The sequence below is a fragment of the Acidovorax sp. GW821-FHT09B03 genome (assembly GCF_059418305.1).
This window is the reverse complement of sequence record NZ_JBWKPP010000006.1, coordinates 56,968-81,794: the sequence shown is the minus strand read 5'-3', so window position 1 is coordinate 81,794 and position 24,827 is coordinate 56,968. Positions and strand designations below refer to the sequence as shown.

18 protein-coding genes and 1 pseudogene are annotated in these 24,827 nt (G+C 62.1%); 13 read left to right on the top strand and 6 right to left on the bottom strand.

Annotation, left to right across the window (positions count from 1 at the left end; translation table 11 throughout):
* The first annotated feature begins 419 nt into the window (after window positions 1-419).
* The 5 genes from AC07PA_RS13145 (at window position 420) to AC07PA_RS13125 (ending at window position 8,528) form a co-directional block, all read left to right on the top strand.
* Window positions 420-5,066: an RHS repeat-associated core domain-containing protein gene (locus AC07PA_RS13145; RefSeq protein ID WP_494609468.1), complete on the top strand. Its 4,647-nt coding sequence runs from the start codon at window positions 420-422 to the stop codon at window positions 5,064-5,066.
* A 311-nt stretch (window positions 5,067-5,377) separates the two neighbouring features.
* Complete coding sequence (locus tag AC07PA_RS13140) at window positions 5,378-6,376, top strand: RHS repeat domain-containing protein (RefSeq protein WP_494609469.1); 999 nt, start codon at window positions 5,378-5,380, stop codon at window positions 6,374-6,376.
* Window positions 6,367-6,804: a hypothetical protein gene (locus AC07PA_RS13135; RefSeq protein WP_146187970.1), complete on the top strand. Its 438-nt coding sequence runs from the start codon at window positions 6,367-6,369 to the stop codon at window positions 6,802-6,804. Before AC07PA_RS13140 ends, AC07PA_RS13135 begins: the two co-directional genes overlap by 10 nt.
* A gap of 449 nt (window positions 6,805-7,253) precedes the next feature.
* Window positions 7,254-7,889: an RHS repeat-associated core domain-containing protein gene (locus tag AC07PA_RS13130; protein ID WP_494609470.1), complete on the top strand. Its 636-nt coding sequence runs from the start codon at window positions 7,254-7,256 to the stop codon at window positions 7,887-7,889.
* Window positions 7,890-7,895: 6 nt separating this feature from the next.
* Window positions 7,896-8,528 carry a tetratricopeptide repeat protein gene (locus tag AC07PA_RS13125; RefSeq protein ID WP_494609471.1) on the top strand — a complete coding sequence of 211 codons (633 nt, stop codon included), beginning with the start codon at window positions 7,896-7,898 and terminating at the stop codon, window positions 8,526-8,528.
* 95 nt (window positions 8,529-8,623) lie between these two features.
* Here the strand turns inward: AC07PA_RS13125 and AC07PA_RS13120 are convergent.
* A pseudogene (locus tag AC07PA_RS13120) lies at window positions 8,624-8,908 on the bottom strand (response regulator); the annotation flags it as partial.
* Between the two features lie 82 nt (window positions 8,909-8,990).
* On the opposite strand from AC07PA_RS13120, the gene AC07PA_RS13115 reads away from it, so the two are divergent.
* Complete coding sequence (locus tag AC07PA_RS13115) at window positions 8,991-10,352, top strand: RHS repeat-associated core domain-containing protein (RefSeq protein ID WP_494609472.1); 1,362 nt, start codon at window positions 8,991-8,993, stop codon at window positions 10,350-10,352.
* A 390-nt stretch (window positions 10,353-10,742) separates the two neighbouring features.
* Here the strand turns inward: AC07PA_RS13115 and AC07PA_RS13110 are convergent, their stop codons facing one another.
* Both AC07PA_RS13110 and AC07PA_RS13105 read right to left on the bottom strand, forming a co-directional pair.
* Window positions 10,743-13,364, bottom strand: a complete 2,622-nt coding sequence (locus tag AC07PA_RS13110) for an ATP-binding protein (RefSeq protein WP_494609473.1) — start codon at window positions 13,362-13,364, stop codon at window positions 10,743-10,745.
* A gap of 155 nt (window positions 13,365-13,519) precedes the next feature.
* Window positions 13,520-14,425 (bottom strand): LysR family transcriptional regulator, encoded by a 906-nt coding sequence (locus AC07PA_RS13105; protein ID WP_494609474.1) that lies wholly within the window; start codon window positions 14,423-14,425, stop codon window positions 13,520-13,522.
* A 91-nt stretch (window positions 14,426-14,516) separates the two neighbouring features.
* Between AC07PA_RS13105 and AC07PA_RS13100 the strand changes: the two genes are divergently transcribed.
* From AC07PA_RS13100 to AC07PA_RS13085, 4 genes are all read left to right on the top strand, one after another.
* Window positions 14,517-15,896, top strand: coding sequence for an acyclic terpene utilization AtuA family protein (locus tag AC07PA_RS13100; RefSeq protein ID WP_494609475.1), 1,380 nt, complete (start codon window positions 14,517-14,519; stop codon window positions 15,894-15,896).
* On the top strand, window positions 15,893-16,255 hold the full coding sequence (locus AC07PA_RS13095) for an AtuA-related protein (RefSeq protein ID WP_494609476.1): 363 nt from the start codon (window positions 15,893-15,895) through the stop codon (window positions 16,253-16,255). Before AC07PA_RS13100 ends, AC07PA_RS13095 begins: the two co-directional genes overlap by 4 nt.
* Window positions 16,256-16,304: 49 nt before the next feature.
* The gene (locus AC07PA_RS13090) at window positions 16,305-17,294 is read left to right on the top strand and encodes a Bug family tripartite tricarboxylate transporter substrate binding protein (RefSeq protein WP_494609477.1); all 990 of its coding nucleotides are present in this window, start codon (window positions 16,305-16,307) and stop codon (window positions 17,292-17,294) included.
* Window positions 17,295-17,483: 189 nt separating this feature from the next.
* Entirely contained in the window at window positions 17,484-19,625 is a 2,142-nt protein-coding gene (locus AC07PA_RS13085) for an alpha/beta hydrolase domain-containing protein (protein ID WP_494609478.1), read from the top strand.
* 124 nt (window positions 19,626-19,749) lie between these two features.
* Here AC07PA_RS13085 and AC07PA_RS13080 read toward each other — a convergent pair whose 3' ends face one another.
* On the bottom strand, window positions 19,750-20,670 hold the full coding sequence (locus tag AC07PA_RS13080) for a LysR family transcriptional regulator (RefSeq protein WP_494609479.1): 921 nt from the start codon (window positions 20,668-20,670) through the stop codon (window positions 19,750-19,752).
* Between the two features lie 106 nt (window positions 20,671-20,776).
* Between AC07PA_RS13080 and AC07PA_RS13075 the strand changes: the two genes are divergently transcribed.
* From AC07PA_RS13075 to AC07PA_RS13065, 3 genes are all read left to right on the top strand, one after another.
* The gene (locus tag AC07PA_RS13075) at window positions 20,777-21,643 is read left to right on the top strand and encodes an MBL fold metallo-hydrolase (protein WP_494609480.1); all 867 of its coding nucleotides are present in this window, start codon (window positions 20,777-20,779) and stop codon (window positions 21,641-21,643) included.
* A 95-nt stretch (window positions 21,644-21,738) separates the two neighbouring features.
* A complete protein-coding gene (locus AC07PA_RS13070) occupies window positions 21,739-22,002 on the top strand; it encodes a hypothetical protein (protein WP_007849313.1) in 264 nt (87 codons plus the stop codon).
* Window positions 22,003-22,005: 3 nt separating this feature from the next.
* The gene (locus AC07PA_RS13065) at window positions 22,006-22,656 is read left to right on the top strand and encodes a DsbA family protein (protein ID WP_494609481.1); all 651 of its coding nucleotides are present in this window, start codon (window positions 22,006-22,008) and stop codon (window positions 22,654-22,656) included.
* Between the two features lie 19 nt (window positions 22,657-22,675).
* Here AC07PA_RS13065 and AC07PA_RS13060 read toward each other — a convergent pair whose 3' ends face one another.
* Both AC07PA_RS13060 and AC07PA_RS13055 read right to left on the bottom strand, forming a co-directional pair.
* The gene (locus AC07PA_RS13060) at window positions 22,676-23,818 is read right to left on the bottom strand and encodes a zinc-binding dehydrogenase (protein ID WP_494609482.1); all 1,143 of its coding nucleotides are present in this window, start codon (window positions 23,816-23,818) and stop codon (window positions 22,676-22,678) included.
* Window positions 23,819-23,886: 68 nt separating this feature from the next.
* Window positions 23,887-24,753 (bottom strand): LysR family transcriptional regulator, encoded by an 867-nt coding sequence (locus tag AC07PA_RS13055; RefSeq protein ID WP_494609483.1) that lies wholly within the window; start codon window positions 24,751-24,753, stop codon window positions 23,887-23,889.
* Between the last annotated feature and the right edge of the window lie 74 nt (window positions 24,754-24,827).

The window sequence follows — 24,827 nt, the reverse complement described above, 5'->3', positions numbered from 1 at the left end:
GAAACCATCGGAGATTTCGCGTGTTTTGGGAGTAAGCGAGATTGGCTACGAGAATTTTTGCATAGAGTGATGAATTTTGATTATGCATTTCTTCTTGCGCTGAGGCGATGAATGCGTCGTGCGTGCAGCTTGTCGGTTTTCAAAATTTCTGCTCATAAGTGGTTTTGTGAATTTTTGCGATTACTAGTTGGTGCTTAATAGTTGATAGTTGGTTTGTTTTTGAAAAATCGCACTTGTGACTTGTAGTTGGGTTTTTTTGCAATATTGATTTTATATAAATAAGAGGGATTTCGATGCGGGATTTTTTAATAAGAATATTTGTAATTTTAGCAATATTTTTTTGGGGTGGCGTGAATGCTCAGGAGACACCCTATAAAACGCACTGTGTCGAGGTGGTTTCTAATGGCCAATATCACTGTATGTTGCAGCCGACGAGTTTTTCGCCATGGTCCTATGGGTCTGGCTATGGGGCTGCGGCTCCAACGCTTGAGCAAGCCGCGGAAAATACGTTCAATTATTTTCACAGTCCACCTGCCGGTACGGGCGCATGTGCCGCCAAATATCGAGTGGGAAGTGAAGTTGTTTTGAATTTGGATAATTTTGTTCAGTCAAAAGAGAAGGTTCGAGTTTCTCATGAAATGATTCGCACTTATGGCTTGAAAGATAATAATGGAAATTGCACTGATATAAAAGATAGATCTCATATCACAATTTATGGGTCGCGAGCGCCTGTTTGTGCGCCTTATGGTAGTGCTTGGTTTTTTGATATTGCATCCGGTGGATGCCTGGAGCCGGTTAGCCAGACGCCTATTATTGCCAGCCTGAAATGCGTGAATGGCTGTCACGGTAACCCAGTTCTCGCTCCATCGATGGAGAAGGTGGAGTCAGTTCTCGATTTGACGGACAATGGAGTCATGCCTCTGGATTTCAGGCGGACTTACCGCAGCCACAGAGTGCGAGATGCGAAAATTTGGCTTAATAAAAACTATGTTAATCTGCAAAAAGGATCTTTGGGTGCGGGGTGGGTTCATAATCACGAAATTCATCTTGCCTATACCAAAGCTAGCAATGATGGCGAGGGAGGGGGTACGTTTGATCAGGTTCGACTGCAAATGGCTGATGGATCCTATCATTATTTTGAAAGAAAAAATTCTGGAGCTTTTGTTGCACGACAGAAGTTACACCACTTGAGTTTGGTGCCCGAAGGTTATTTGTTCGATGATCAGGGGGAGGAGCGCCAATATATTTTTAATCCCAAAGGTCGCTTGATGAAGCAGACTTTTCGCAATGGTTGGGTTTTGAGCTATGTTTATGATGAATGGGGTCGACTTGATGTTGTTTCCAATAATTTTGGAAGAAGTCTAAAATTTACATATGCTCAGGATCGACTGGATACTGTAGTAACCTCCGATCAGCGCAAAGTATATTTTACATACGGCGATTCCGGATTAAAAACAGTACGTCAGGTTGATGGCACTGTTGTAGAATACGTGTACGACGATGTCAGTTCGCCGAAGCTTTTGTCAGGCGTCATTGATGAGCATGGTGCCAGATATTCCACATTCAGCTATGATGGTCAAGGCCTTGCCACCGCCACACAGAAGGCTGGCGGTGTGGATCGCTATGCGATTGTTTCTGTATCGTCAAATGGACCAAGTATTGAATCCCGGGTGACGGACCCTTTGGGTACCGCGCGTAGATATACGCACACCAGATTCAATAGTGAACTCAAATATGTAGGTGCTGACCTGCCCCTGGCTTACCCGGAGAAGCGATCAAAGAGATCCACTGGATACGACGTTTCGGGCCTTGAACAGTATTCCTATGATTTGGCGTGGAATATAGATCGAATGGTGTGGGACACCGCACGTCAGCTGCCGATAAGCTATGAAGCGGGAGACATTCGTACTACCACGACTGCCTGGGATCCTCAATGGCGCTCTCCTAAGACCATTTCGGAGCCTGGTCGTGTCACTAGTTTTACTTATGACAGCTCAGGAAATCCTCTTACTGAGGTCGTGACCGGCGATGGCTTTGTGGCCGCCCGCATGACCAGTTGGACCTACAACGCAGCCGGCCTGGTCGCTACCGAAACCGCCCCCAACGGCGGGGTCACCAGCTATGCCTACGACACATTGGGCAACCTCACCCAGAGCACCAATGCCCTGGGTCATATCGATACCTACACCTACGATGGCGCAGGCCGGGTGCTCATCCACACCGCGCCCAATGGCCTGGTGACCAGTTACACCTACGACAGCCGCGGCCGTATGCTCACCAGCAACCGGGGCGGCCAGGTCACCACCTTGACCTACCGCCCCAGCGGCCAGATGCTCACCGCCACCTTGCCGAACGGCCATGCCATCACCTACACCTACGACGCCGCCCAGCGCCTCACGGGTTGGAGTGACAACCGGGTCAACGCGGGCACGTATGTGCTCGACAACATGGGCAACCGCACCAGCGAAGAAGTGCGCAACAGCCAGGGCCAGTTGGTGTGGCAATTGGCCCGCAGCATCAACAGCCTGAACCGCGTGGCAAGCATCAGCCTGGGTGGCCAAAGCACCAGCTATGGCTACAACGCCAACGGCGATGCAATCAGCACCACCAACGGCCTGAGCGAGAGCACCAGCCAAGGTCTGGACCCCCTGCGCCGCGTCAAGAGCATCACCAATGCCGAGAACGCCACCACATCTCTGACATACAACGCCCTCGACGGTGTCACCAAGGTCACTGACGCCAAGAGCGTAGCCACCACCTACACCCGCGACGCCCTGGGCAACGCCACCAGCGAAACCAGCCCCGACAGCGGCAGCGAGAGCGCCCAGTACGACGCCCTGGGCCTGCCCGCCAGCATCACCAACGCCCTGGGCCAGGCCACCACCATCACCCGCGACCTGCTGGGCCGCCCGACCTCCGTCGTGCACTCTGGCGGCACCACCACCCTGCGCTACGACCAAAGCACCGCAGCCAAGGGCTACCTCACCGAAATCGAAGATTCGAGCGGCACCACCACCTACCAGCGCGACGTGCACGGCCGTGTTGTGAGCCAGACCCAGAAGCTCATCAACAACGACACCCGCACCCTGGCCTACAGCTACCACGCCACCACGGGCCTGCTGAGTTCCACCACCTACCCCGGCGGCCAGACCCTGCAGAACGTCTACGACGCCACGGGCCAGCTCACCGGCCTCACCTGGGCCGGCCAGCCCATCGTCAGCGGTATCACCTGGAGCCCCCTGGGCCAGCCCACCGGCTGGAGCTGGAACCTGCCCGGTGCATCGGTAGCCATCCCGGCCACCCGCACCTACAACACCGCAGGTCAACTGACCAACACCGAGTTCAGCAGCTACATCTACGACGCCGCAGGCCGCATCACCAGCCTCACCCAGAGCCTGATGCAGCCCGCCAGTACCGACGCGCAAGCGAGCACCGTGACATTGGCACCCGCCATGTGGACGGTGACCTACAACCGTGCAGGCCGCATCACCGGCTTCACCAAACAGGTGGCCGCCGGCAATGCTGCCAACACCGTCACCTACGCCTACGACGCCAACGGCAACCGCACCACCAGCAGCCAACAGAGCGCAGGCACCACCACCAACCGCACCTACGCCCTCACCGCCAACCGCCAGACCGGCTTCAGCCAGACCAAGACAGGCACCGGTGGCAACGCCAACACCAGCGTCACCTACCAGTACAACGCCGCTGGCGATCTCCTGAACGATGGCCTGCGAACCTTCCACTACGACAGCCAGGAACGCCTGGAAAAAGTCACCACCGGCACGGGCGTGGACGCCCCCAGCACCCAGTACGCCCACAACGCCTTGGGTCAACGGGTGTTCAAGACCGAACCGCTGTTTGCCAGCGGATCAGGATCAGGTTCAACCACCAGCAGCAAGAACCTCAACAACCTCCTGGCCGACCCTGAAGACCAGGAAGAAGCGGAGAAGGAACAAGACAAGGGCCTGATCCAGACCGCCTACGAATTCTTCACCCGCCTGTGGAGCCCCGGCAGCAGCGACGCGCAGAAGCTCGGCTTCGCATACGTCTACGGCACCGACGGAACCCTGCTGGGCGAATACGGCATGGGCGGCAGCAACAGCAGCGGCACCACCCAGTACATCTACCTGCCCACGGCCAACGGCCCCATGCCTATTGCCGCCATCGTCAATGGGGTGGCGTATGCAGTGCACAGCGACCACCTGAACACCCCGCGCAAACTCACCCAGCCCGATGGCCAGGTGGCCTGGCAATGGGCGTACAGCGCGTTTGGGGATGAACAGCCCACCCTGGGGTCCAAGCGCTTCACCAACGAAACGACCACCCCCACCACGGGCACCACCACCATCCCCGAGGTGACGTTCAACCTGCGCTACCCGGGGCAGTACTACGACAAAGAGAGCAACCTGCACTACAACTACTTCCGCAGCTACAGTGCGGAGCGGGGGCGGTATACGCAGGCGGATCCGATTGGGCTGGATGGTGGGTTCAATCGGTTTGGGTATGTGGAGGGGAATGCTCTGGGTCTCGTTGATCCATACGGCCTTGATGCATCGCTGTTGCCAAGAAGAAGTTATGACTCGAACGATGTTCGTGGTGGCTTTGATACTGGCGGTAGAAGCCTTGTTTACAACCCTAGGCACTATGATCCGGCCAAGGCATCTCAGGTGTTACTGACGGGCGCAATGCTCATTGCGCCTGAGTTCTTGGCTGCTGGGCGAGCTGCTTGCACGGCAGCGGAGACAGTTGCTCTGTATCGAGCGGTTGGGCCAGAAGAGTTTTACAGTCTTATGAATGGAGGAAAGTTCGCGTTTGGCCCAAATGGAACTACCATGAAGCAGTTTGGATTTAAGCTGGATGAAACTTTAAAATACGCAAACTGGAGTTCCGACTATGCTGCGATTATTCGTGCAGAAATGCCTAGGAGCGCTTTGAGAGATTTGAGTGTCAGTTTTGGACAAATTGATGCATATATTTTTCGAAATGGTGTTGTCACTGTGGAAGGCCAAAGAGCGCTGGATGCGTTGAATAAGGCGGTAACGTCTATAAAGCACGCTTATTAAAAATAGTATGCATAATATTACTGCAGTTATCAAGTTGTCTGAAGATATTCCGCGGCCACATACGAATGGAGGGGTGAGAAGCGGATATGCACCGCATCACCATTTTCCCAATGTGCCTGGATTGGTTAGTGGTTTCCATAAATATTCTGATGGGAATTATCATTTTTTTGGTGAGGAATTGGTTGTGGAAATTGCATTCCCCAGTTGGGAGAGTTTTTGTGACCTAGTGAGTGTTGGTGACTCTTTTGAAATTAGGGAGTTAAACACACTGGTAGGAGTTGGAAAGATCTTATCTATTAATAGATAAGATCGTGAAAATAGTGTCATCCAGACCGCCCACGAACGCGCAAAAGCTCGGCTTCGCGTATGTCTACGGCCAGGACGGCACCCTGTTGGGCGAATACGGCATGGGCGGTAGCAACAGCAGCGGCACCACCCAGTACATCTACCTGCCCACGGCCAACGGCCCCATGCCCATTGCCGCCATCGTCAATGGGGTGGCATACGCCGTGCAAAGCGACCACCTGAACACCCCGCGCAAGCTCACCCAGGCCGACGGCCAGGTGGCCTGGCAATGGGCCTACAGCGCCTTTGGCGACGAACAGCCCACGCTGGGCGCCAAGCGCTTCACCAACGAAACCACCAACCCCACCACGGGCACCACCCCGATTCCCGAGGTGACCTTCAACCTGCGCTACCCGGGGCAGTACTACGACAAAGAGAGCAACCTGCACTACAACTACTTCAGGAGCTACAGCGCGGAGCGGGGGCGGTATACGCAGGCCGATCCGATTGGGTTGGATGGTGGGTTCAATCGGTTTGGGTATGTGGGGGGAAACAGTCTCAGCTTTATCGATATTTTTGGATTGGCGTCTACTGAGAGGACTCAAGGTCTTCTGAAAGAATTCTATGAGTGTATGGCAGCACTTGGTCTTGATAGCCCCAATTTCCGTCCTAGGATAAATTTCGATCCTAATCTTCCTGCTCTTGGAGAAACAAACGTATTCTCCAGAAAAATCACGCTAAATTCAAGTTTTTACAACGATGGTACAATTTTTTCAAAAAATGGCTCTATCGATGCTAACAGGTTTGAATTATTTGCAAATACTCTAATACATGAGGGGGTTCATGTTCGAGAGAGTATTTTCGGTGTTGTGGCTCGAGGGTTGCTCGATCTTGCTGGGTATGCCGGAATTGGAGAGGGTCATGGTTATTTTTATAACTTATATTCTGATGGGGTGATGGATAGAAATGGCGGCGCATTGTTGAATTGCGTCCGCAAGAAGCGGCAGGGGGATAAATGCGATTGATCAAAATTTTTCAAATTAATAAGACTGTAAAATATTTTATTAATTGGAAGTTTTTTTTGATGCTTGTAGCTTTTTTGGGAGGGGTGGGTGCCATCTTTACACCCCAAAATTGCTCGGCATCATGTAAGGTGGCACTTTTTTCCAGCTCTCTTGAGGTCTCGTGGATTGTTGAGCATTCGTTGAAGCAAGGCGCTTTTGCTGTTGATGCCGCTTCTGCTCACACATACGAACTTCCTCCTGTCAAGAATAAGCCTCCGATCTCCTCTGTATCTAGCATTTCTTCGGATGGCAAGGGATATTTAAAAATATCTAATGCAGAGGCTGATATGGTCATATCCGTATGGCGCGATAGCGATGGTAGGTTTCGGTGCGTTGCTGTTGTTCCGAAAGTGGATGCAAAATGGTGTGCATTAAATATTTCTAGGTAAATATTTCATGATTGTGCTATGTGCTTGACAACTCAAATTCTCGCGTCCGGATGCAATATATCAATGGTGCTTATAATCAGTTGTGGAGGGGTCAGGTCTTGCGTTTTGCCCCCAGATGACCGGGTGGCCTGGCAATGGGTCTATAGCGCGTTTGGGGATTAACAGCCCACCCTAGGATAAAATGCTTCACCGACGCAACCACCAACCCCACCACGGGCACCACCACGATTCCCGATGTCACCTTCAACCTGCGCTACCCGGGGCAGTACTACAACAAGGAGAGCGACCCTGGAACCGGCAGTTGAATGCGCCCGAGGGTGCCGTGATCGGTGTGCCAGGCAAGGCGTGAGGACGCGGCGCACCCTTGTGCGCAAGGACGAGCAACGCCGCATGGCGCGGCGAGCGCGGTGCCATCGGGTGCATAGCGCCTTGTCAATCGCCCAACCGGGGTGCCCTGCGGCCCTAGACATTGCTTGCGCACACGGCCCACCCAGAGGACACTGGCGCGGTCAACTGCCGGATCCAGGGTTTGGCACTACAACTACTTCAGGAGCTACAGCGCGGAGCGGGGGAGGTATACGCAGGCGGATCCGATTGGGTTGGATGGTGGGTTCAATCGGTTTGGGTATGTGGAGGGGAATCCGCTCGGAGCAGCCGATCCAATAGGACTAGAAGTCATCTACGTTAAAGATGGCGTAGTTTTCCATGCGAACCCTGTGGCGAAGGGAGGTACAAATTATGGTGAACATACAACCCAGGTCGATGGAAAGACCGCATATCATGTTCACATCAACGATCACCCAAACAAACGATGGGATGTAACAAACAACATGCCCCTTGCTGATGATGTAAGCAACTTCACAAAAAAAGAGTTGCAAGTCTGTAAAAGCTTGGGGGTGAACGAGCAAAGATACCTCAGTAAGGCTGCTAGAGAGGTATTCCATCACAGGCCGGATCGGTTGCCAAAAATCAGGGCGCGCTATTTGACGATTGCTGGAGTAGTCTTTGGTGCGCTGATGTCTAACAGCTATGAGGAAATGTGCGCACGCGATTATGGGGATGCGCTTGCAGATATTTGCAATTAAATTGTCATGAAAGAAGTGTCAAATTCTGCTGATGTGGAGCTTTTGCAGTTGGCTATTTCGCTCTATGAGAAAAATGAAATGCAATCTGCAATCAAGCATTTTCTGAATCTCGCAAAGAGGGATTGCGAGGAGTCTTTTTTGTATCTGTCTCTGATTTACAAGGCTGGGGACGGTGTTGATAAGGATGAAATAAAAGCAGCAAGCTTCAAGAGAAGGTATGTGGAAATAATAGAAAAAAAATCTTCTGCCGGGCAAATTTCTTATATGCGTAAGTTTGCTTATATTTTGCAATATGGTGATGGTGTTTCGGTTGATAATTCGCGTGCACTATCGCTCTTTTTTGAATTGGCAGAGGCTGATGATGGTGAGGCGCAATTCCATTTGTCAAGATTGTATGGGCTTGGGGGGGGTGGTTTGGGCAAAAATTTCGATAAAGAAAGATACTGGTTGAACAGAGCGGTAGCTTCCAACTGGCCTATTGCAATTTATTACTATGCCCTTCTCCTGGAAGGCGATAGAAAGTCCGATGAGCCACTTCTGGAAGTCCGGGCGCTCATGCAGAAAGCGGCGAATCTTGGGTGCTGGCAGGCAAAAGACTATCTTGAACGAGAGTGCCCAACACGCCCTCTCAAATCTTGAGTAAATCATGGCTGCGGCCAGCCTGAGCAGCGCCCAATAGATGAAGGCGACGACCTGACCTTCCCTGCACGATAGCCTGACAGCCTGGCGCTACCTCACCTCTCAATCATCTCCTGCACCTTGGCCGCCAGCGCCGCCACATCAAACGGCTTGGTAATCACCTCCATCCCAAACGCCAGCAGCCCATTGCCCACGGCGGCATTCTCCGCATACCCGGTGATGAACAGCACCTTCAGGTCCGGCCGCGTCACGCGCCCCGCGTCGGCCATCTGGCGGCCGTTCAATCCCCCCGGCAGGCCCACGTCGGTCAGGAGCAGGTCGATGCGGTGGTCGGACTGCAGCACGTGCAGGCCGGCGGGGCCGTCGCCCACCGAGATCACGTCAGCGCGTCCAAGTCCAGCTGTTGCGCATCATCGTACTGGCGCCTTCGTTGTGGTGGATACTGACACCGTGAGTTTCCGCGTGAACACCCTCCAAATTGTTTGCAGGCACATGGGCCTGCATGGTAGGGCGCGCCAACAAATTCGGCACGTCTATCCAAACAAGTACGACAGCCAGGAACGCCTGGAAAAAGTCACCACCGGCACGGGCGTGGACGCCCCCAGCACCCAGTACGCCCACAACGCCCTGGGCCAGCGCGTGTTCAAGACAGAGCCGCTGTTTGCAACCAGCGGCAGCGGCGGATCAGGATCGACCACCAGCGGCAGGAACCTCAACAACCTCCTGGCCGACCCCGAGGACCAGGAAGCAGAGGAAAAAGAGAAAGAACAGGACAAGGGCCTCATCCAGACCGCGTACGAATTCTTCACCCGCCTGTGGAGCCCCGGCAGCAGCGACGCGCAAAAGCTCGGCTTCGCGTACGTCTACGGTACCGACGGCACCCTGCTGGGCGAATACGGCATGGGCGGCAGCAGTAGCACCGGTACCACCCAGTACATCTACCTGCCCACGGCCAACGGCCCCATGCCCATTGCCGCCATCGTCAACGGCGTGGCGTATGCCGTGCACAGCGACCACCTGAACACCCCGCGCAAGTTGACACAGGCCGACGGCCAGGTGGCCTGGCAATGGGCGTACAGCGCCTTCGGCGACGAACAGCCCACCCTGGGATCGAAGCGCTTCACCGACGCAACCACCAACCCCACCACGGGCAGCACCAGCATCCCTGAGGTGTCCTTCAACCTGCGCTACCCGGGGCAGTACTACGACAAAGAGAGCAACCTGCACTACAACTACTTCCGCAGCTACAGTGCGGAGCGGGGGCGGTATACGCAGGCCGATCCGATTGGGCTGGATGGTGGGTTCAATCGGTTTGGGTATGTGGAGGGGGATGCACTTTCCTATGCAGATCCATTTGGTCTTTCGCGCCTTACGCTAACGCTATCCGGTGGCCAAAAAATAATTGTTGAAAATCCTTCGGCGACGGATTTAATTAATTCAATAAATTCCGTAGAAGATGGAAAAATAATAACTTTTCAATTGTCAGGGCATGGGGATGAGTTCTCGCAGTGCATTTCTGCGGGGCGCGGATGTCGAGATACCTTGACAAAAAATCTCGGCTTGTTATCAAATGGGGTGCTTGTTGGGAATATTAAGGATGCGTTGCTTCGCAAGATGAACTCACAGGGTGAGGTTCGTCTTGAAGGGTGTAACAATGCGTCTGGTGATAGGAATATGGTTAAATCAATTAGTGAGCATATGGGGAGTATTCCTGTTGTGGGTGGGTTGTGGTACCAGGCTGGGTATGAAAATCATTGGTTGTTTGGCAATTCGTCTGGATCGTTCGGTATTAAGAGGGTCTATGTGAATGGAGTGCTTAAATAAATGAGTGCTACATTTCTGGAGGATGCAATATGGTTGCTGATTCCCTTGGCGTCGGTCATGATATTGGGGCGATGGAAAAGTAATTTGTCTCTCACTTGTTGCATTTACGCTGTGGGTGTAGGTGCAGCCGGATGGGGGTTTGGGCCGCGATGCTTTTGTGTTGACGCTCAAAACCTATTTCTGGGTTCTTTTATTTTCTCGTTAATTTTTGGTATTGGTATGTATGTGTTTTTTATTTGGGGCGCTGGATTATGGAAGGTAATTTTGGAGAGGAGCAGATGATGATTGCATCAAAACGCTAACGTCGCCTTGTAGCGTCTTCGGTGAAGAAAGGCTGCCCCGTGAGATAGCCAAAAATGCAGGCCTAAAAATCGGTGGGGTGTAACCCCCTTACCTCTCAATCATCTCCTGCACCTTCGCCGCCAACGCCGCCACATCAAACGGCTTGGTAATCACCTCCATCCCAAACGCCAGCAGCCCGTTGCCCACGGCCGCGTTCTCCGCATACCCGGTGATGAACAGCACCTTCAGGTCCGGCCGCGTCACGCGCCCCGCGTCGGCCACCTGGCGGCCGTTCAGGCCGCCGGGCAGGCCCACGTCGGTGAGCAGCAGGTCGATGCGGCGGTCGGACTGCAGCACGTGCAGGCCGGCGGGGCCGTCGCCCACCGAGATCACGTTGTAGCCCAGGTCTTCCAGTTCCTCGGCGATCAGGCCACGGATGGTGGCCTCGTCTTCGATGAGCAGCACCACCTCGCCGTCGCCCCGGTGGTCGAAGCTGGGCAGGGTGTCCTGACCGGCCTGTTCCGCATCGCCCACGTAGCGCGGCAGGTACAGGCACATGGTCGTGCCTTCGCCGGGTACCGAGTAGATGCGCACCTGCCCGCCCGACTGGCGCACAAAGCCGTACACCATCGACAAACCCAGCCCCGTGCCCTGGCCCATGGGCTTGGTGGTGAAGAAGGGGTCGAACGCGCGTGCGATCACCTCGGGTGCCATGCCCACGCCGGTGTCGGTCACGCACAGTGAGATGTACTGCCCCGGCGGCAGTTCGCGCTCGGCCGCGGCGCGGTCGTCCAGCCATTTGTTGGCGGTTTCGATGGTCAGGCGCCCGCCGTTGGGGGCCATGGCGTCGCGCGCGTTGATGCACAGGTTGAGCACCGCGTTCTCCAGCTGCGACGGGTCCACCTGCGTGAGCCACAGGCCGCCAGCGCCCACCACCTCTACCTCTACCGAGGGGCCGACCGTGCGCCGCACCATCTCCTCGATGCCGCCCACCAGGCGGTTCACGTCGGTGGGGCGCGGGTCCAGCGTCTGGCGGCGCGAAAACGCCAGCAGGCGCTGGGTCAGCGACGCCGCGCGCCGCACCGAGCTTTGCGCCATGCCGATGTAGCGCTCGGTGTTGTCGAAGTTCCGGGCGTTGAGGCGCTTTTCCAGCACCTGCAGGCTGGCGCTCATGCCGGCCAGCAGGTTGTTGAAATCATGCGCGATGCCGCCGGTGAGCTGGCCGATGGCCTCCATCTTCTGCGACTGGCGGAATTTCGCTTCCACCTCCATCAGCTCGTTCGTGCGCTCGGTCACCTTGCGCTCCAGCGACTCGTTCATCTCCCGCAGTTGGGCTTCGTTGCCGCGCAGCGCTCTTTCGGAGCGCACGCGTTCCGTGGCGGTGCGGGTGCGGCCGGCAATCTCGCGCATGAACTCGCACTCTTCCTGGGTCCACTGGCGCACGTCGTCCTGGTTCACGAAGAGCACGGCCACCAGGCGTTCGTGCTCCACCACGGGGATGTTCATGAAGGCACGGGCGCTGCGCGACTCCAGCGCACCGGCGGCCATCGCGGTGCGGGGGTCGTTGCGTGCATCGGTCACCCTGACGAACTCGTCGTTCTTGAGCGCGTCGATGAACGTGCCGAAGTCCCGCAGGCAAAGATCTCCCTGCAGCGTCAACACCCCCGGAGCCGTCCAGTCGCACTGAACATTCAGCATGTCGGTATCGTGGTCCACCCGGCCATAGCCCGCGCGGCTCACTTTGAGTGTCTGTCCCAGGATGCGGGCTGCGGCCAGGCTGATGTCGTCCACGTTGTCCAGCCCGCGCAACTGGCTGGTGAACTCGGTCAAGGCGTCGCGCTTGGCCTCTGCAGCCACCCGCTCGGTCACGTCCAGGCCATCCACGAAGATGCCGGTCACTGCGCCGGAAGTGTCGCGGATCGGCTGGTACACGAAATCCAGGTAGCGCTCGCTCACCGGCTCACCCGCGTGCTGCCGGATGTCGAAACGGGCGCCAAAGGCGGTGGCCGCCTTGCCGCTGGAGTACACACCATCGAGCATGGCCACGTAGCCCTGCTCGGCGGCCTCGGGCAGCGCATCGGCCACCGTGTGGCCCAGCAAGGCCCGGTCGCCCACCAGCTCCAGGTACTTGGGGTTGGACAGTTCGATGCGATGCGTGGGCCCCTGCAGCAACACCATGAAGCTGGGCGACTGCTCGAACAGGGTGGCAAAACGTTCGCGTTCCATCAGCAGGCGCCGGTCGGCCAGCACCTTGTCGGTGGTCTCCACCACCAGGGCCATCGCCCCCACCGGGGTGCCCGCCTCGTCCACCAGGGGCGAATAATTCAGGTCCACCCACAGCGGCTTGTGCACTCCGTCGCGGTTCAGGCTCAGTTCCTGGTCCTCGTAGTTGAGGGTGCCTCCGGCAAGGCACACCTTGAGCACCCGGTCGTTGAGGTCGGCCGCCTCGGGCCAGGCCTCGCGGATTTCCATGCCCAGCAGGCCCGGGTGGCGCCCGCCGGCAAATTTGGCATAGGGGTCGTTGTAGATCAGAACGCCCACCTCGCCCCACAGCGTGGCGATCGGCATGGGGCAGCGCAGCATGTTGGCCAGCGCCAGCGTGAGGTGCGCTGGCCATTGATCGAGCGGGCCCAGTTCGGTGCGGGACCAGTCGAAGCCGGCGATCAGTCCGGCCATTTCGCCGCCGGCGGACAGGAGGGAAGCTTGGTTGGTGGGTATGCCGGAGGACATGGGTGCCAGGTTCTGTGATCGGGCCGTGCCCGGGGATGGCGGTTCGGCACCGCATTTTTCGCACGATGATAAAGACAGTTGTCCAGAGATTTTGTAGGCATTCGCCGATGCCGTCACCAAAACCTGCACGACTGGGTGGTGACCGCCGATAACCGCTACCCCTGGCCCGGTCTGCGCGCCATCACCAGCGTGTACAGCGCCTGCGCCGCCACCGACAGGCTGCGGTCGCGCCGGCGCACCAGGTAGATCTGGCGCAGCAGGCCGGGCAGGGCCAGCGGCTGGGTGACCAGCCCCGGCTGGTCGAAATGGAACAGCGTGAGCGCCGGCACCACGCTGACGCCCAGGCCCGCGCGCACCATGCCCATCACCGTGGCCAGTTGTTCCACTTCCATCAGCGTGTGCATGGCTTGCGGGTGGAAGGCCGCCTCCAGGTACTGGCGCACGCTGCTGGTGCGCGCCAGGTGGATGAAGGGGTACGCGGCCAGGTCCGCCGGGGCGATGGCCTTCTTGCGCCGGGCCAGCGGGTGGTCGGCCGGGCAGACCAGGTGGAAGTCGTCGCTGCAAAAGGGCTCTGCCTGCAGCTCGGGCGTGTCGGCGCGGATGGCAGCCAGCGCAAAGTCGGCCTTGCCACTGGCCACACGCTCGATGCAGGGCTCCGAGAGCACGTCGGCAATGTCGATCTCGATGCCCGGGTAGCTGCTGCGGTAGGCCGCCAGCACGCCCGGCAGCCAGCCCGCGGCCAGCGACGGCAGCAGCGCCACCGCCACGCGCCCGCGCTGCAGCGTGGCGGCATCGCGCACGGCGGCCAGCGCGGCCGTGATCTCGCCGCGGATGCGCCGGGCCGACTCCAGGAAGTTCTGGCCCTCGCCCGTGAGGTCCACATGCCGCGTGCTGCGGTCGAACAGGCGCAGGCCCAGGTCGTCCTCCAGCGCGCGGATGAGGGCGCTGAACGCCGGCTGCGACAGATGGCACTGGGCCGCGGCGCGCGTGAAGTTGCGCTGCTCGGCCAGCGCCAGGAAGGCGTCGAGCTGGCGGGTGGACAAATGGTGCTGCACGCTCATTGATCTGAAAAACGGATGGATTGATACCAACAATCTATTTCACAGAATAACACCGGGTGCCTACATTCGGCCCAGGAGACAAAGACACCTTATGGCGAACAACGCAACACTGCTGGTCGGCTGCGCCGCCGGCTTCTCGGGCGACCGCACGGACGCCGCCGCGCCCGTGGTGCAGGCCCTGATCGCCAGCGGCAAGCCGGCCGTGCTGATCTTCGAGACCCTGGCCGAGCGCACCCTGGCCCTGGCCCAACTGGCCCGCCGCACCGACCCGGACGCCGGCTACGAACCCCTGCTGGTGGACATGCTGCGCCCCGTGCTGGGCGACTGCCTGGCGCACGGCGTGCGCATCGTGAGCAACTTTGGCGCCGCCAACCCCGAGGGCGCGGCCCGGCGCATCGTGCAGCTGGCGGCCGAACTGGGCCTGCGCCGCCCGCGCGTGGCCGTGGTGCAGGGCGACGACCTGAGCGGCCCCGCCCACCGCGCGCTGCTGCAGGGCTCCCTGGGCGATGCCATGCCCACCGAACCCATCGCCAGTGCCAACGCCTACATCGGGGCCCAGGCCATTGCCGGTGCATTGCGCGAGGGCGCGGACGTGGTGGTCTGCGGCCGCGTGGCCGACCCTTCGCTGGTGCTGGGCCCGGCCCTGGCGCACTACGGCTGGGCGCACGACGACTGGGACCGCCTGGCCCGCGCCACCATGTGCGGCCACTTGCTCGAATGCGGCGCCCAGGTCACGGGCGGTTACTTCGCCGACCCCGGCTACAAGGACGTGCCCGGCATGGCCCGCCTGGGCTACCCCATTGCCGAAATCGACGCCGACGGCCACTGCACCATCACCAAGCCCCCGGGCACGGGCGGGCGCATCGACGAGCGCACGGTCAAGGAGCAGTTGCTGTACGAACTGCACGACCCTGCCGCCTACCTGACGCCCGACGTGGTGGCCGACATCACCGAGGCCCGCGTGACCGCCGTGGGGCCCGACGCCGTGCGGCTGGAGGGGGTGCGTGGCCATGCGCGTCCGGCCACGCTCAAGGTCAATGTGTGCTTCGAGTCGGGCTGGTTCGCCGAAGGCGAGATCTCCTACGCGGGCGCCCGGGCCGAGGCCCGCGCCCGCCTGGCGGGCGAGGTGCTGCGCGAGCGCCTGGCCGGCCTGGGCCCGCTGCGCATCGACCTGATCGGCGTGACCAGCGTGCTGGGCGACGATGCCGGCCGCTGGCTGGACGGCACCAGTGGGGATGGCCGCGACGTGCGCCTGCGCGTGGCCCTGCAGCACCGCGACCATGCCAGCGCCCAGCGCCTGCTGCGCGAGGTGACCGCCCTGTACACCTGCGGCCCCGCAGGCGGGGGCGGGGTGCGCACGGCGATGCGGCCACGGCTGGGCACTGTGTCGTGCCTGGTGCCGCGCGAAGCCGTGCCCACGGGTTACAGCATGTTCGATTCCACAGGACAAGAGGAAAGGGCGGCCGCATGACCGACACCACCATCACCGTTCCGCTCTACCGCTTGGCGCACAGCCGCACGGGCGACAAGGGCAACCGCTCCAACATCAGCGTCATCGCCTGGCACCCCGCGCTGTGGGACGTGCTCATGAGCGAGGTGACCGAAGCCGCCGTGGCGCGACATTTTGCGCACCGCCAGCCGGGCCGGGTGGTGCGCTACGTGCTGCCGCAGCTGCAGGCCATGAACTTCGTGCTCGACGACGTGCTCGACGGGGGGGTCAACGACGCCCTGAACCTCGACAGCCACGGCAAGGCGCTGAGCTACCTGCTGCTGGACCTGCCGGTGCAGGTGCCTGCGGCGCTGGCAGAGCACCTGGCCGGGCCCGGCTGATCCATTTTTCGATTCCATCCACCATCAACAACACCAGGAGACATACGCCATGACCGCATTCCACCTTCCTTCCCGCCGACGGGCCTTGTCCACCGCCGTGGCCCTGGCTGCATCGCTGGGCTTTGCCGGCACGGCCATGGCCCAGGCCTACCCGGCCAAGGCCATCACCTTCGTGGTGCCGTTTGCGGCCGGCAGCGCCACCGACCAGCTGGCGCGTGCCATCGGCCAGTCCATCACCACCGACACCAAGCAGCCCGTGGTCATCGACAACAAGGCCGGTGCCAGCGGCATGATCGCCGCCCAGGCCGTGGCCAAGGCGCCGGCCGACGGCTACACCATCCTCATCACCACCAACACCACGCACGCGGCCAACGAGCACCTGTACAAGAAGCTCTCGTACGACCCGGTGAAGGACTTCGCGCCCATCAGCGGCCTGGGCAAGGGCGGGCAGGTGATGGTGGTCAATGCCGCATCGCCCTACAAGAGCGTGGGCGACGTCGTGGCCGCGGCCAAAAAGACGCCGGGCAAGCTGAGCTTCGGCAGCGGCAGCTCGTCGAGCCGCATGGCGGGCGAAATGCTCAAGCAGCTGGCGGGCGTGGACATCCTGCACGTGCCCTACAAGAGCAACCCCCTGGCCATCACCGACCTGCTGGGTGGGCAGATCGACCTGATGATCACCGACACCTCCACCGGCGTGCCCCAGGTCAAGGCCGGCAAGCTGCGCGCGCTGGGCTATTCCACGCAAAAGCGCAGCTCGCAGCTGCCCGAGGTGCCCACCATCGACGAGGCCGGCGTCAAGGGCTACGACATGGGCTACTGGTTCGCCGCCTACGCCCCTGCCAACACGCCGCCGGCCGTGGTCGCGCGCCTCAACGAACTGGTGGCCGCCGCCACCAAAAGCGCCGCCGCCAAGTCGTTCTACGACACCGCAGGCTCCGAAGCCTGGACCACCACCCCCGACGAGCTGGCCAGGTTCCAGGCCGCCGAGACGGTGAAGTGGGGCAAGGTCATCAAGGCCGCCGGCATCGAAGCCGAGTAAGCCGCCGCCGCACGACCCGCGCACCCGGGTCCTGAACCCGCAAACCGCCGGCTGCGCCCCTGGGCAGCCGGTGTGGGCGCAGCCATGCCTGCCTGAGCACTTGCCCCCGTGCAGGCTGGCCCACGCCCGATTTTTCCGCAGAGCACGCGAACCCGGCCACCAGAGCCATTACCCAAGGAGACAAGCGACATGAGAAAGCACCATCTGTACAGAACTGCCGGTGCCCTGGCCCTCACGGCAGCCGCTGCGGCGGCCCTCACGGCCTGCGGCGGCAGCAGCAGCGACGACGGCCTGACCGGCAAGGCCCCGGCCATGAATCTCGAGATCACTGCGCGCGAGGACTTCCCGGGCAGCTACGGCACGGTGGGCGCCTACGAGCGCCTCACGGGCACGCTGTCGGGCGAGGTGGACCCGGCCGATCCTAAGAACGCCATCATCCAGGACCTGGCGCTGGCGCCGGTCAATGCGCGTGGCATGGCCGAGTACAGGACCGAGTTCGTGATGCTCAAGCCCAAGGACATGGCCAAGGCCAGCGGGGTGCTGCGCTACGACGCGCCCAACCGCGGCAACATCCTCACCATGCTCAACCCCACGGCCACGCCCAGCGATGCCGTGTACCTGGAGCGCGGCTACGTGGTGCTGTACTCTGCCTGGCAGGGCGACGTGCCCAAGAGCACGGCTGCCCGCCTCACGGCCACGGTGCCCGTGGCGAAGAACAAGGACGGCACCAGCATCACCGGCCCGTACCGCGCCGAGCTGGTGCCCACGGCGGCCAGCCCTGCGATGACCCTGCCGGGCGGTGTGTTCAACGGCAGCATGATCCCCTACGAGCCCGCCAGCCTGGACAACACCCAGCCCGGCTATTCGCTCACGCGCCGCGCCAACGAGACCGATGCGCGCATCCCCGTGCCCACTGCGGACTGGAAGTTCGCCACCTGCGACGCCACGGGCACCAATGCCTTCCCCGGCACGCCCAACGGTGCCAGCGTCTGCCTCAAGGGCGGGTTCGACCCGGCCTACCTGTACGAGCTGGTCTATGTGGCCAAGGACCCCAAGGTCATGGGCGTGGGCCTGGCCGCGCTGCGCGACACGGTGCACTTCTTCCGCAGCAAGGCGGCCGACGCCAGCGGCACCGCCAACCCGGTGGCCGGGCGCATCACGCACACGCTGGGGCAGGGTACCTCGCAGTCGGGCAATGCGATGAAGACCTTCCTGCACCTGGGCTTCAACCAGGCGCTCGACGGCAGCAAGGTGTTCGACGGCATGTACGCCCACGTGGCCGCGCGCCAGACCCATATCAACACCCGCTTCGCCGTGCCCGGCGGCGGCGGGGGCCTGCGCACCGACCACACGGCCTTCGGCCAGACGGCACCGCGCGGGCTCGACAAGGACTACATGGACGACGTGAGCGGCCGCCAGGGCGGGGTGATGAAGCGCTGCGCCGCCACCAATACCTGCCCCCGGTTCTTCCTGGGCCTGTCGGGCACCGAGTTCTGGCAGTTGCAGGGCTCGCCCGTGCTGACCGACGCCAATGGCCAGAGGGACCTGACCCAGCCCGACAACGCGCGCGTCTACTACTACGCCAGCACCCAGCACGGCGGTGCCGGCGGCACGGCCAGCATCGGCTATGCACCCAGCCGCGCGCCATACCCCACGGGCACGGTGGTGCACTTCAATGACACCTTCCGCGCGCTGTTCCTGAACCTGGAAGACTGGGTCGTGCGCGGCACCACGCCGCCCGCCAGCCAGGTGCCCAAGGTGGCCGACGGCACGCTGGTGCGCCCCGCGCAGGTGGCCTTCCCGGCCATGAAGGGGCTGACCTGGGCGGTGAACGGTGTGCAGACAGCCATCCCCGACTTCAACTACCTGGGCTGGCACAACAATTTCCCGCTGTTCGACTTTGGCCCGCAGTACCTGCCGCAGGACGAGGCCGGCATCGCCACCGTGCTGCCTCCGCGCAACCTGAACCGCGACTACGCCATCCTGGTGCCCCAGGTGGATGCGCGCACCGGCCTGACCCGCGCCGGCATCCAGAGCGTGGAGGCCCGCGTACCGCTGGGCACCAGCTTCGAGTTCAACTACGTGGCCACGCCCGGCATCACCGACCTGGCCAACCTCACGGGCGGCTACATCCCCTTCCACACCACACGGGCCGCGCGTCTGGCTGCGGGTGATGGGCGTGTATCGCTGGAAGAGCTGTACGGCAACCAGGCCGGCTACGTGGCCGCAGTGACCGAGGCGGCCAACGCCCTGGTGGCCCAGCGCCTGCTGCTGCCGCGCGATGCACAGGCCCAGATCGACCGGGCCAAGGCCACGATCATCTTGCCTTGAACATGCGTTGAAACTGGCGCCGCTGAGGCCAGTGCTCCCGCGCAAGGGCCGCCCCGCCGCGCTGGGAGCGTCCCCATCCCGACTCGCGCAGCGAGTCGAGAGAGGTGGGAAGGCGCGAAGCGACTCAGGGGGTGTCTGCCAATGACCAGGGGGCTCCCTCGAACCGATCAACGAGAAAATCGAGCAAGGCCCGCACCGCTGGCGACTGGTGCCGGCGCGAGGTGTACAGCGCGTTGATCGCCATCACCGGCAGTTCCCAGCCGGGCAGCAGCGCCTGCAGCTCACCACTGGCAATGTGCGGGTTGGCCAGGTAGGTGGGCTGCAGCGCAACGCCGCCGCCGGCCAGCGCGGCGCGCAGCAGGGTGGTGGCCTCGTTGGCGCTGAAGTGGCTGGACACGGCCACACGCTCGGTGCGGCCGTCCCGCGAGAGCTCCCACACGCTCTTGCCGAAGTTGGCGTAGCTCAGGCAGCGGTGGTGTTCCAGGTCGACCGGCTGCAGCGGCACGCCATGGCGCGCCAGGTAGGCGGGCGAGGCCACCAGCACCGAGTCGCAGCGCGCCAGCGGCCGGGCGATCAGCATCGGGTCGGGCCCGCTGCTGATGCGGATGGCCAGGTCGATGCGCCGCTCCACCAGGTTGAGCGCGCCTTCGCTGGCATCGAGGTCGATCTTGAGCAGGGGGTGCAGCGCCAGGAAGTCGGTGATCGCCGCGCCCAGCTGGGCGTAGGCGAACGAGACGCTGCAGGTCAGCCGCAGCTGGCCGCGAAGGCCACCCTCGGCGCCCTCGGCCGTGGCGCTGGTCTCTTCCTCGATGTCTTCTGCCAGCGCCAGCATCTGCTGGCAGCGGCGCAATGCCTGCTCGCCCGCATCGGTCAGCGTCACGCTGCGGGTGGTGCGCTGCAGCAGGCGGGCCTGCAGCCACTGCTCCATCTCGCCCACATAGCGCGTGACCATGGCGCGCGACATCTCCAGTTTGTCGGCCGTGGCGCTGAAGCTGCCGCTGGTGGCCACTTCCACAAACACGCGCATGGCGGTCAGGCGGTCCATATTTGATCTATTGGAGCAACAAATATGCGCATTTTATGGGGTTTATTGGATCGATTGGTGCAAATAAACTGCAGCCATTCCAACTGAAACCACCTGGAGAATCCGCATGTTCCGCACCGCTGTCCTCGCTGCCACCCTGTCCGTCGCCTTTGCCGGCGCCCACGCCGCCGAGCCTCTGCAGCTCAAGGTCTACAACGCCGATGGCAACAGCTTCAACGTCAACTCCACCCTGGTCTATGGCGAGAAGGAAGCCATGGTCATCGACGCCGGCTTCACCCGCGCCGACGCGCTGCGCATCGCCGCCAACGTGCTCGACAGCGGCAAGGCCTTGAAGACCATCTACGTGAGCCAGGCCGACCCCGACTACTACTTCGGCGTGGAAACGCTCAAGGAGATCTTCCCCCAGGCCGAGGTGGTGACCACCCCCGCCGTGCTGGAGAAGATCAACGCCAAGCTGCAGGGCAAGCTGGCCTTCTGGGGCCCCAAGATGGGCGCCAACGCACCGCGCACCCCCGTGCTGCCTAAGGCCATCGCCGGCAACACCCTCACGCTGGACGGCCAGGTGGTGGAGATCCGCGGCACCACGGGCCTGCTGGCGCACCGCCCGTATGCCTGGATCCCCTCGGCCAAGGCCGTGGTCGGCAACATCGGTGTGTTCGGCACCAACACCCACGTGTGGACCGCCGACACCCAGACCGTGGCCGAGCGCAGCGCCTGGGTGGCCCAGCTCGACGAGATGGCCGCGCTGCAGCCCACCGTGGTGGTGCCCGGCCACATGGGGGCCGGCACCGCGCTGACCCCTGCCAATGTGACGTACACCAAGGGCTACCTGCAGGCCTTCGAGAAGAATGCTGCCACCACCAAGACCAGCGCCGAGCTGATCGAAGCGATGAAGAAGGCCTACCCGGCCGCCCCTATGGGCCTGTCTCTGAACATCGGTGCCAAGGTCAACAAAGGCGACATGAAGTGGTAATTGGAGGGCGGGGCGGGCAGGCTCCTGTGTGACCTGGCGCCTTGCCAATCAACCATCCGACCATCGAAAGGAACCAGATCGTGCCAACACATCCCATGCAGCAAGTGCTGCAGCACCTGCGCGCCGGGCGCTGGGATGCCGCGCACGACCTGGTCCAACACGATGGCTCCCAGCTGGCAGCCTGGCTGCACGGCATCCTGCATGTGCAGGAGGGCGACCTGGAGGACGCCGAGAACTGGTACGACCGGGCCAACCGCCGCTTTCGCAGCCGTGGCACGCTGTCGGAAGAGCTGGCGCTGTTCGAAGCCGCGCTCGCCCAATCCCTGCCGCCGCTTGATTCCGAATCTGAAAGACCCTGACCCATGCCCCTCATCTCGGTGACCTATCTGTTCGACTCCCTGTGCGGCTGGTGCTACGCCGCCGCGCCCGCACTGAAGCACCTGCAGGCTGTGGATGGACTGGATGTTTCATTGGCCCCATCAGGCCTGTTTGCCGGGCAGGGCGCTCGGCCCATGGACGCCCAGTTCGCCGCCTATGCCTGGTCCAACGACCAGCGCATTGAAAAGCTCACGGGCCAGCCATTCACCCAGGCCTACCGCGACAACATCCTGGGTGCCGTGGCTGGCCGCTTCGACTCCGGCCCTGCCACCTTGGCGCTGACCGCCGTGGCCCAGACCGCACCGGGCCGTGAACTCGAAGCCCTGCACGCCCTGCAGCGCGCGCGCTACGTCGATGGCCGCGACACGGCCGATGCAGCGGTGCTGGCCGAGGTGCTTGCCGCCCTGGGCCTGGCCGACGCGGCCGCACTGTCCCGGGCGCCCGACGCCGCGCTGCACCGCGCCACGGCCGAGCGCGTGGCCCACGCCCAGGCGCTGCTGCGCGCGGTGGGTGCGCGTGGCGTGCCGCAGTTGGTGGTCACGGGGCAGGGCGGGGCGCTGCGGCTGATGGGCGGCGATGCGCTGCTGGGGCCGCATGAACGGCTGGTGGAGTTGGTGAGGGCCGCCGCCGCCTGATCCACCGCCCGGCAGCAGATCACTCCATCGACGGATCGATCAGCACCTTGGCCCCGGTATTGCGCGGCCCATAGAAGGCAATGGCCTCGGCGCCCAGCGCCCCGGCCAGCGACACCGTGCGCGCATAGTGGCTGGCAAAGGTGGTCTTGAGCTCGGCCGCCACGCGCTGGCGCAGGGCCTGCGCGGCGTCGTTGCCGATCTTTTGCAGGAACGGGAACAGCAGCCAGCCGCCCACGCCCCAGGCCATGCCGAAGCTGCGCTGGATCTCGGTCGGGCGCGTGTCCAGGTGGCCGTACAGGTAGACCTGCTTGTGCACGGCCGAGCCATAGCGGCTGTACTCGGTGGCCTTGCGGTTAATGGCGGCTTCCATGCATTGCAGGATCTGCCCGGCCAGCGTGCCGCCGCCTGTGGCGTCGAAGGCGATGGTTGCCCCCGTTGCAGCCAGCGCGTCGGTCAGCTCGGCCATGAAGCCGGGCGAACTGCTGTCGCAGACGTACTGCGCGCCGATCTCGCGCAGCAGCACCGCCTGCTCGGGCTTGCGCACGATGTTGACCAGGCCGATCCCGTCCTTCTGGCAGACCTTGTTGAGCATCTGGCCCAGGTTGCTGGCCGCTGCCGTGTGCACCAGGGCGGTGTGGCCTTCGCGCTTCATGGTCTCCACCATGCCCAGCGCCGTGAGCGGGTTGACGAAGCACGACGCCCCCTCGGCCGCCGTGGTACCGGCCGGCAGCGGCAGGCACTGCGCGGCAGGCATGGCCCGGTACTGCGCGTACATGGCGCCACCGATCAGCGCCACGGTGCGCCCGAGCAGCGCCTGGGCTGCTGGAGACGCGCCCGCTGCGACCACCAGGCCCGCGCCCTCGTTGCCCACGGGCATGCTCTGCCCCAGGCGCGCGGCCATGCCGGGCATCGCGCGTTCGGGGATGCGGGCGGTCACCACGGGCCGCTCGGCGCTGCCAGCCACCTGCACGGTAGACAGATCGGCCGGCCCGAACAGCAGGCCGATGTCCGATGGGTTGATCGGCGTGGCCTGGATCTGCACCAGCACCTCGTCGGGGCCCGGGGTGGCCACGGGTGTCGGTTCTAGGCTGATCTGCAGCGTGCCGTCAGGGCGCACGAGCGAGCGCAGCTGCAGGGCTGTGGAGGGGATAGTCGTGGTCACGGGTGTCTCCGGGGGAAATGTGCTGCATTCTCTCCCCTGTAAGCGATCTCCGCTGTCACCCACTTGGCTTACCGGGCCAGTGTCCGCACCATCTGCTCATACATCGCATCCACGGCCGGTGAGCGCTGCGACGCCTTGCTGCGCAGCACCGACACGTCCATCGAATCGAGCGTGGGCAGGTCGAACTCGGCCGGCAGGTTCTGCAGGATCTGCAGGTTGGGCGGCACGCTGCAGCGCGTGAGCACGGCCACGGCCAGGCCGCTTTCCACGGCGGCCAGCTGGCCGGCCAGGCTGGAGCTGTGGTAGACGATGCGGTAGGCGCGGCGCCGTGCGGCCAGGGCCTTCATGGTGGCGATGCGCGCCAGGCTGGCCGACTCGTACACCGCAATCGGCAGCGGGTCGCGCCGCCAGGCCTCGAATTGCGCGGCGCCCACCCAGACCAGCGGCTCCTGGAACAGAAAGCGCCCGCGCTGCGGCTTGTCGCGCGAGACCAGGGCCAGGTCGAGCTCGCCGCGCACCACGCGCGGGATCAACGAGGTCGACTGCTCGCAGGTCAGCTCGATCTCCACCCCCTGGTAGCGGTGCGAAAAGCTGCGCAGCACCGGCGTGAGGTAGGTCGATGCATAGTCGTCCGGCACACCCAGTCGCACCCGGCCGGCCAGCCGCGGGCCGAACAGGGCGGTCTGCGTCTCGGCCTGCAGCTCCAGCATGCGGCGCGCGTAGGCGAGCAGCTCTTGTCCCAAGGGCGTCAGCTCCAGGTGGCGCGGGCCGCGCAGCAGCACCGGGCGGCCCAGCGCCGCGTCGAGCTTCTTGATCTGCATGCTCACGGCCGACTGCGAGCGGTGCACCAGCGGCGCCGCGCCCGAGAGCGAGCCGGCATCCACCACGGCGACGAAGGCGCGCAGCCAGTCGATCTGCAGGTCGGGGTAGTTCATGCGTGCAATGTATTCGATTATCGAATGGCTGTTCTGCGAACTATGCGCTTTACCTCAGTAGGCAAAGCCCCGAC